Genomic DNA, 7,409 nt, shown 5'->3' with positions numbered 1-7,409 from the left:
GTCACCGGGATCAGCGACGCGGCCAGAAGGCCGGCGCCGAAGGCGATGATGCCGGCGGCCAGGGGGTTGCCCCTGGTCTGCTGGGCCACGGTGTGCGGCGCTTCGCGGACGGTGTCCGCCGCCGTCGAAGCGGCCGACGAGGCCTTGTCCTGCACGGTGCTCGCCGCCGATGAGGCCTTGTCCTGCACCGCGCTCGCGGCCGACGAGGCCTTGTCCTGGACGGTGTCGACCGCCGAGGAAGCCTGGTGCTTGGCTTGGTTGGGCGTACCCATTACCTTCTCCTTCACCGACGTCCAGCGTCGCTGTGCCACCCTCTTGGGGCTGGTCTTCTCGGCCAGCGCGTCGACGTCGCGGGTCAGCGACGCCCGGGTCTGCTCGATGTCCTGCCTCAGCCGGTCGGGTTCTTCAGCCATTGGGCGTCCTCCTTGATCGTCTCGACGGTGCGGTGTGGAACGGGATCGACGGTCTTGAGCCGCTTGCGGCCGATGCTGTAGAGCACGCCGCCGATGACGGCCCAGATGACGGCCACGATGAGCGCCGCCCAGCTCGCGTCGATGACATTGCTCAGCGCGGCGACGAGCGCGAAGGTCAGCAGCATGACGACCAGGTAACCGGCGAAGCCGGCGCCGCTGAGCATCCCGGCCGCCTTGCCGGCCTTGCTCGCCTCCTGCTTCACCTCGGCCTTGGCCAGCTCCACCTCTTGGCGGAAGAGCTGCGAGATGTCGTTGCTGATGTTGCCGATCAGCTCGCCCACCGAGGTCTCGGTGGGGTCGGGGTGATGATCGGACGGGTACGGAGCGGTCATGGCCGCGGCTCCGGGCGCTCGACGACGTAGTCCTCCTCCACGACGACCGGGGTCCCGGTGCCGGTGGAGGCGTACTCGGTCGACACCGGCGTGCCGGTGGCCGGGTAATCGGTGGCCGGGTACCCGGCGCCGGTCGAGGTGCCCGGCGTGTAGACCGGCTCGGCCGGCGTGGCGGGCGGGTTCGTGTAGCCGGCGCCCGAGGTCGACGAGAAGCTGTCGGTCGACGGCTTGCCGGCCTGCGAGTCCGCCTTGGCGATGCCCTTGCCGAGCCGCCCGACGACGAAGCCGGCGACCAGAGCGGTGGCCAGGAACGTGCCCGGCTTGCGCCGCGCGAACTCCTGCACCTCGTCCAGCACGCCCTCGGGACCGTTGCGGTCCAGGTAGTCGGCAAACTGCCGGCCGCCCTCGGCGACCCGCGAGACCACGGCTGCGGCAGGCCCGTCCTGGCGGTCGCCGCGCATCTCGTCGAGCTGGTCGGCGGTCTGCCGGATGGTGCCGACGAGCTTGTCGTTCTGCGAGCGGGCGCCGGTGCTGACCTTGTCGCGCACGTCGGAGGCCACGTTGCGTACCTGGCTCTTGGCCTCGCTCGCGACGCGCTGAGCCTGGTCCTTCGCGGTCTCCTTGACCTCGCCGGCCGCCTGGCCCGCCGCCTGCTTGCTCTGCTGCGCGACCTGCTTGGCCTTCTCACCACCGGAGGCATCCGAGCCGACGGACGAGCCACCGGACGTGCCACCGGTGGTGCCGGCGGATGCGTCGTACGGGCCGGAGGCGCTGTAGGGATCGGTCGTGGCGTATGGGTCGACGGGAGCCCGTGCGCCCGGGGGAATGTCACTCATCTTGAACTCCAGTGAGAGTCGTGGTTAGCCCGCGGCTTACCCGCCGCGCCCACTCGTACGCACGATTGCGCAAAAACAATTGGTCGAGTTCCGGCCGCATAGATCCGCGTTGTGGGGTTACTGCCTGGGTGCGACAACCGAGAGGGGAACGACGATGAGCTTCATGGACAAGGCCAAGGACATGGCCGACAAGCACGACGACAAGGTCGACCAGGGCATCGAGAAGGCCGGCGACCAGGTCGACCAGCGGACGGACAACAAGTACTCGTCCCAGGTGGACAAGGGCGTCGACCAGGCGCAGCAGCGCACCGGCGCGGGCGACACCCAGCAGTCCCAGTAGTCGTTGACGGTGGCGCCGGCGATTTCATCATCGCGCCGGCGCCACTGCCGTGTGCGCCATCGAATACCGCAGACTTTTCCGTATCTGGTCGAGCCGGGACGCGTCAGGCGTACGGCTGGTTGAATCGGGTATCAGGTAAACCGTCTGCCCTGGACCCCGGCGACGTTGATGTCTCTTCGAGCGTTGCTGGAGTCGATCGACCATGCAGACCGTCACGGCGCGCGGTAGCGCGTACGCCCAGCTCTCCCGCCGGATCAAACAGGGCCGCCTGCTCGACCGGCGTCCCGGCTACTACACGCTGCAGGCCGGCCTGCTGCTCGCCCTGTGCCTGGCGGCGCTCGCCGGGTTCTGGCTGACCGGCGACTCGTGGTGGAACCTGCTGGTGGCCGCCGCCTTCGCGGTGGCCTCGACCCAGCTGGGCTTCCTCGGGCACGACGCCGGGCACCGGCAGATCTTCCGGTCGGGCCGGGCGAACTACGTCGCCGGGGTCGCCCTGGCGAACCTCGGCGTCGGCTTCAGCTACGGCTGGTGGGTCGACAAGCACAACCGCCACCACGCCCACCCCAACGACGAGGAGAAGGACCCCGACATCGGGGCCGGCGCGCTGATCTTCACGGCCGACCAGGCCCGGGCCAGCGGCCGCTTCGCCCGGTTCTTCTACCGGTTCCAGGCGTGGGGGTTCTTCCCGCTGCTGCTGCTCGAGGCGGTCAACCTGCGGGTGCAGAGCATCCGGTTCCTGCTCGCCGACCGCACCCGCCCGCGGTTGCTCGAGCTGAGCCTGATGGTGCTGCACGCCGCGGTCTATCTGACCGTCGTCTTCCTGGTTCTCTCGCCCGGTAAGGCGCTGGTGTTCATCGCCGTCCACCAGGGCCTCTTCGGGCTGTATCTGGGCTGCTCGTTCGCCCCGAACCACAAGGGCATGCCGTCGCTGAGCGAGGAGGAGGCGGCCGATTACCTGCGCCGCCAGGTGCTCACCTCACGCAACGTCCGCGGGCACTGGCTGACCGACTACGCGCTGGGCGGGCTCAACTACCAGATCGAGCACCACCTCTTCCCATCGATGCCGCGCGGCAACTTGCGGCACGCGCAGAAGTTGGTGCGGGCGTTCTGCGCCGAGCACGGCATCTCCTACCTCGAGACCGGGCTGATCGCGTCGTATGCGCAGGCGCTGCGGCACCTGGACGACATCGGCCACACCGCACCGGCGTAACGCCCCGGCACGGTGGCTGGAGCGGAGGCTAGGAGCGGCGGCCGAGGCCCGGCAGGCTGAAGAGGTCGTCGACGATCTGGTGGGCGACGTCGGTCAGACGCCGGTTGTGGCTGCGGGCGTACGCCCGGATCCGGACGAACGCCTCGTCCACGCTGATCTCGTGGACCTGGGCGATCGCGCCCTTGGCCTGCTCGATGACGATCCGGCTGTTCAGCGCGCCCTGGAGCTGCTCGGTCAGCACCTCGCCGCGGCGGATCGCCCGCTCCTGCAGCAGGCCGATCGTCGCCACGTCGCTCAGGGCCTGCATGATCGGGACGTCGGTCTCGTCGAAGTCGCCGCCCCTGGTGTCACCGAAGACGTTCATCACGCCGATCACGTCGCTGCGCAGCCGCAGCGGGAAGGCGTGCACCGAGCGGAAGCCGGCCGCGGTGGCCCGGGGCGCGAACAGCGGCCAGCGCTCGGCCGCCGCCTCGAGGTCGACGTTGATCACCGGATGCCCGCCGCGGAAGGCCTCGAGGCAGGGGCCCTCGTCGTTCTGCAACTGGAAGAGCTCGACCAGGCGGACCTGCTCGTCGGAACCCGCCATGTACTCCAGCCGGCCCCGCTCGTCGGCGAGCAGCAACCCGACCGCCGCCGCGTCCACCAGGCTGCCCGCACGGTCGGCCAGCGTGTGCAGGAAGTCGAGCAGATCGAACTCGTCGACCAGCGTGTCGGCCACCTCCACGAAGACCGCGGCCAGGCGTTCAGCCGAAACGGTGCTCATTTGCCTGCCTCCGTCATCCGTCACTCCGATCGAACCGTAGCCGCCGATCCACCACATCGCGCGCCACGTCCTCGAGCCGGCGATCCTCGGCGTAGGCATAGGCCCGCATCCGGACCAGCGCCTCACCGATCGACACGCCGAGCTGCACCATCACCATGCCCTGCGCCTGAAACACCACGGCGCGCTGTCCCGCGTCGAAGAGGTCGGCGCCCTCGCCCCTATTGTCCTCTCCGTCGAGCAGAGTCTCCACGGTGACGTCGGCGAAGGTGAACGCCGTGCCGAGCTCGTCACCAGTCAGATGACCCACGCGGTCCCGGAAGATGTCCATCACCCCCAGACGGGCACCGCCGACCTGCAACGGAAACGCGAACACCGCTCGGACGCCGCCCTCGCGCGCCGCCGGCGCGTAGGCCGGCCATCGGTCCGCCGCGATGTCGGACAGGTCGGCGGTCAGCACCGGACGTCGTTCGGCGAAGGCATCGATGCACGGGCCCTCACCGACGACGAACTGCAGCTCCTCGATGCGCTCGCTGCCGGGATCGGAGGCCACGCACACGCCGCTGGTGCCGTCCTCGGTCATCACGTTGATGCCGGCGCCGCTGGCGGACAGGGCTCCGGCGGCGGCCAGGCAGACCCGCCGCAGGGGATGAATATCCCGCGGCTGACGGCGCACGAGCGCGCGGACCTCGGCGAACCGTTCCGCAACGCCGTCGGCGGCGGTCACGTCCGGACCCCGATCGGCACCCGCATCGACACGGCTGCACCTTCCCATCACATACGCCAAGGGCCAGGGCAGCATCAGCGATCAGACGACAAGCCCCACCGTACTCCGGCCTCCGGTCACTGGATGCACTTAGGTTGCGCGTCGCCCTGCCGATCCCAACGGTGTGCGAGGCAGGGCGTGGTGGATATGGCTGGTGGCCGGCGGGATGGCCACCGGCGGATACTTCCTGCTGCCCGATGGCAGCTTGGCGCGCAACCTCGCATACAACGCGATCGGTCTCTGCTCGGCGCTTCTGATCGTGCTCGCCGTCCGCCGGCTGCGCCCGGCCCGCGCCCGGATGTGGTACCTCTTCGCGGCCGGGCAGGCGATGTGGGTGGTCGGCGACGGGATCTACGAGTACTACCAGTACGTTCTCGAGGTCGAGCCCTACCCCTCCCCCGCCGACATCTTCTATCTGGCCGCCTATCCCCTGATGGTGCTGGGGTTGCTGGAGTTGTTCCGGGACCGGCGCGGCCGCGACCTGGCCGGGCTGATCGACGGCTCGATCGTCGCCATCGGGCTCGGGCTGGTGTTCTGGGTCTTCGTGCTGCACCCGATCAGTGCCGCGGGCGGCGCGTCGGCCACCGAGTGGTTCGTCAGCACCGCGTACCCGGTCGCCGACGCCCTGCTCCTGGCCATGCTCGCCCGGATGTTCATGAGCGCCGAGCGGCGCACCGCGAGCACCCGGCTGCTCGCCGCCGCGGTCGCCCTGATGTTCGTCGCCGACGTCCTGTTCTCGCTGTTCAGCCTATATGCCGACGTCGACACCGCGTGGCTGGACGCGGGCTGGCTGCTCTCCTACGTCACCTGGGCGGCCGCGGCGCTGCACCCCTCGATGGCGTCCGCGACCGCCGAGCGGCCCCGGAAGGAGGGGACCGGCCGCCTGGTGCTGCTGGCGATCAGCTCGCTGCTGGCGCCGATCCTGCTGATCGTGCCGCGGGTCGGCAACAACGTCGCCGATCGGCTGGTCATCGCCGGCGGCTCGGTGCTGCTCTTCCTGCTCGTCGTGGTGCGGATGTCCGGTTTCCTGCGGCAGGTGCAGCGGCAGGCGGGCCAGCTGCGTGATCTGGCGATGCTCGACGACCTGACCGGCCTGCCCAACCGCCGGTCCTTCGAGCATGGGCTGCGCGCCGCCCTGGCCACCGGGCACCCGCACGTCGCGCTGCTCGACCTGGACAGCTTCAAGAGCGTCAACGACGACCTGGGACACGCCACCGGAGATCAACTTCTCGAGACCCTGGGTACGCGCTTCGCCGCCGCGATGCCGCCCGAGGCGATGATCGCGCGGATGGGTGGCGACGAGTTCGCGGTGCTCGTGCCGGCCGGCGGCGAGGCGGCGATCGACGCGGTCGTGCACCGCCTGACGGCTGCGCTGCGTGCCCCGGTCCGCGCGGGCGACCACGAGCTGGTGGTGACCGCGAGCATCGGGTCGACCGGCTCGGCCGGCACCACCGACCCACTCGAGGTGATGCGCCGCGCTGACATCGCGATGTACGCCGCGAAGGGCGCCGGCCTGCGGTCCCGCCGCTACAGCCCGGAGCTCGACGAGAACCTGAGCGCGCAGGCGCTGCTCGGCGCCGAGCTGCGCGCCGCCTTGACCGCCGGCGAGTTCCGCCTGCACTACCAGCCCATCGTGTCGCTGCCCGAGGGCCGGCCGGTGGCCGTGGAGGCGCTGGTCCGCTGGGCGCATCCGACCCGCGGGCTGGTCGGCCCGGGCGACTTCGTGCCGACCGCCGAGCGGGACGGCTTCATCGTCGAGCTGGGCGCGTGGATCCTGCGGACGGCCTGCCACCAGGCGGCGCGCTGGCGCGCCGAGCTGGGCGACCGGGCGCCGGAGAAGGTCAGCGTCAACGTGTCGGCCCGCCAGCTGGCGCACCCCGGCTTCCTGGACACGGTCGCGTCCGCGCTGGCCGATGCGGGTCTGCCGCCGGCCTTCCTGGCGGTCGAGGTCACCGAGACGGCGGTCTTCGACGGCCGGTCGGCCGCGGTGCTGCACGAGCTGAAGGCCCTCGGGGTACGCATCGCGCTGGACGACTTCGGCACCGGGCACTCGTCACTCACCCTGCTGCGGACCGTCCCGGTGGACATCCTCAAGGTGGACAAGTCGTTCGTGGACGAGATCACCGGCGCGGGCCGGCCGGCCGTCATCGCGATGGCGCTGATCCAGGTCAGCGACGGTCTGGGGCTGACCGCGGTGGCCGAGGGCGTGGAGACCGCCGAGCAGGCCGCCGAGCTGCACCGGATGGGATACCGGCTGGCGCAGGGCTACCACTTCGGGCGGCCGGCCCCCACGTTCTCGCCCGCCGAGCCCATCGCCGGGACCATCCTGGCGGCCGGGCGCGCGTAGCGGTTGCGCAGCAGCGCGGCGGCCCAGATCGTGATCACGGCGAGCCCGGCGACGGCGGTGATCACGTCGTAGCGGCCGCTCAGGCCGAGCCCGGCCAGGTAGGCGGCGAGGATCACCGATCGGCAGATCATGGCCACGGACATGGTGCCTCCTAAGTGGTGTAGAGCCGGGGGTCGCCGGCTGTGGGTCCGGGTGCGGGGGCCGCCGGGGACGGGCGGGTCGCGTACCCGAAAAGGTCCTCTGCCTCGCTCCCCGCCGAGAAGGCCAGGTAGGCCTCGGCGTCCGGGAGTTGGTCCTCGGCGTCCGGGAAGGCGTCGGGCACCGGCATGTCGGCGATGCCGTCGT

Annotated in this window: 9 protein-coding genes and 1 pseudogene; 3 read left to right on the top strand and 7 right to left on the bottom strand. The window is 70.7% G+C overall.

Annotated elements, in window-relative coordinates; genetic code table 11:
• From AB0M20_RS18295 to AB0M20_RS18285, 3 genes are all read right to left on the bottom strand, one after another.
• Positions 1 to 413 (bottom strand): DUF3618 domain-containing protein (locus tag AB0M20_RS18295; RefSeq protein ID WP_364299534.1); only part of this gene is annotated, 413 nt, incomplete at its 3' end.
• Positions 389 to 805: a phage holin family protein gene (locus AB0M20_RS18290; RefSeq protein ID WP_364299532.1), complete on the bottom strand. Its 417-nt coding sequence runs from the start codon at positions 803 to 805 to the stop codon at positions 389 to 391. The genes AB0M20_RS18295 and AB0M20_RS18290, both read right to left, overlap by 25 nt.
• On the bottom strand, positions 802 to 1,641 hold the full coding sequence (locus AB0M20_RS18285; protein ID WP_364299530.1) for a hypothetical protein: 840 nt from the start codon (positions 1,639 to 1,641) through the stop codon (positions 802 to 804). The genes AB0M20_RS18290 and AB0M20_RS18285 overlap by 4 nt, the downstream gene beginning before the upstream one ends.
• Before the next feature lie 154 nt (positions 1,642 to 1,795).
• Here AB0M20_RS18285 and AB0M20_RS18280 point away from each other — a divergent pair, with 154 nt between their 5' ends.
• Both AB0M20_RS18280 and AB0M20_RS18275 read left to right on the top strand, forming a co-directional pair.
• Positions 1,796 to 1,981, top strand: a complete 186-nt coding sequence (locus AB0M20_RS18280) for an antitoxin (protein WP_364299528.1) — start codon at positions 1,796 to 1,798, stop codon at positions 1,979 to 1,981.
• A gap of 202 nt (positions 1,982 to 2,183) precedes the next feature.
• A complete protein-coding gene (locus AB0M20_RS18275; RefSeq protein ID WP_364299526.1) occupies positions 2,184 to 3,191 on the top strand; it encodes an acyl-CoA desaturase in 1,008 nt (335 codons plus the stop codon).
• A 28-nt stretch (positions 3,192 to 3,219) separates the two neighbouring features.
• Here AB0M20_RS18275 and AB0M20_RS18270 read toward each other — a convergent pair whose 3' ends face one another.
• A complete protein-coding gene (locus AB0M20_RS18270) occupies positions 3,220 to 3,954 on the bottom strand; it encodes a GAF and ANTAR domain-containing protein (RefSeq protein ID WP_364299524.1) in 735 nt (244 codons plus the stop codon).
• A 13-nt stretch (positions 3,955 to 3,967) separates the two neighbouring features.
• Positions 3,968 to 4,678: a GAF and ANTAR domain-containing protein gene (locus AB0M20_RS18265; RefSeq protein ID WP_364299522.1), complete on the bottom strand. Its 711-nt coding sequence runs from the start codon at positions 4,676 to 4,678 to the stop codon at positions 3,968 to 3,970.
• Positions 4,679 to 4,871: 193 nt separating this feature from the next.
• On the opposite strand from AB0M20_RS18265, the gene AB0M20_RS18260 reads away from it, so the two are divergent.
• Positions 4,872 to 7,064: an EAL domain-containing protein gene (locus AB0M20_RS18260; RefSeq protein ID WP_364299520.1), complete on the top strand. Its 2,193-nt coding sequence runs from the start codon at positions 4,872 to 4,874 to the stop codon at positions 7,062 to 7,064.
• Here the strand turns inward: AB0M20_RS18260 and AB0M20_RS18255 are convergent.
• Positions 6,983 to 7,207, bottom strand: coding sequence for a hypothetical protein (locus tag AB0M20_RS18255; protein WP_364299518.1), 225 nt, complete (start codon positions 7,205 to 7,207; stop codon positions 6,983 to 6,985). The genes AB0M20_RS18260 and AB0M20_RS18255 overlap by 82 nt on opposite strands.
• Positions 7,208 to 7,215: 8 nt before the next feature.
• Positions 7,216 to 7,409: pseudogene (locus AB0M20_RS18250) on the bottom strand (manganese catalase family protein); the annotation flags it as partial.

It is taken from the genome of Actinoplanes sp. NPDC051633 (assembly GCF_040681735.1).
Lineage (GTDB): Bacteria > Actinomycetota > Actinomycetes > Mycobacteriales > Micromonosporaceae > Actinoplanes.
This window is presented reverse-complemented; position numbering and strand designations above follow the sequence as displayed.

What these genes read in the sequence shown, in the direction of transcription:
- AB0M20_RS18255 (WP_364299518.1), bottom strand. Translation starts at nt 7,207, where the DNA reads ATGTCCGTGGCCATGATCTGCCGATCGGTGATCCTCGCCGCCTACCTG.
- AB0M20_RS18285 (WP_364299530.1), bottom strand. Translation starts at nt 1,641, where the DNA reads ATGAGTGACATTCCCCCGGGCGCACGGGCTCCCGTCGACCCATACGCC.
- AB0M20_RS18275 (WP_364299526.1), top strand. Translation starts at nt 2,184, where the DNA reads ATGCAGACCGTCACGGCGCGCGGTAGCGCGTACGCCCAGCTCTCCCGC.
- AB0M20_RS18290 (WP_364299532.1), bottom strand. Translation starts at nt 805, where the DNA reads ATGACCGCTCCGTACCCGTCCGATCATCACCCCGACCCCACCGAGACC.
- AB0M20_RS18270 (WP_364299524.1), bottom strand. Translation starts at nt 3,954, where the DNA reads ATGAGCACCGTTTCGGCTGAACGCCTGGCCGCGGTCTTCGTGGAGGTG.
- AB0M20_RS18280 (WP_364299528.1), top strand. Translation starts at nt 1,796, where the DNA reads ATGAGCTTCATGGACAAGGCCAAGGACATGGCCGACAAGCACGACGAC.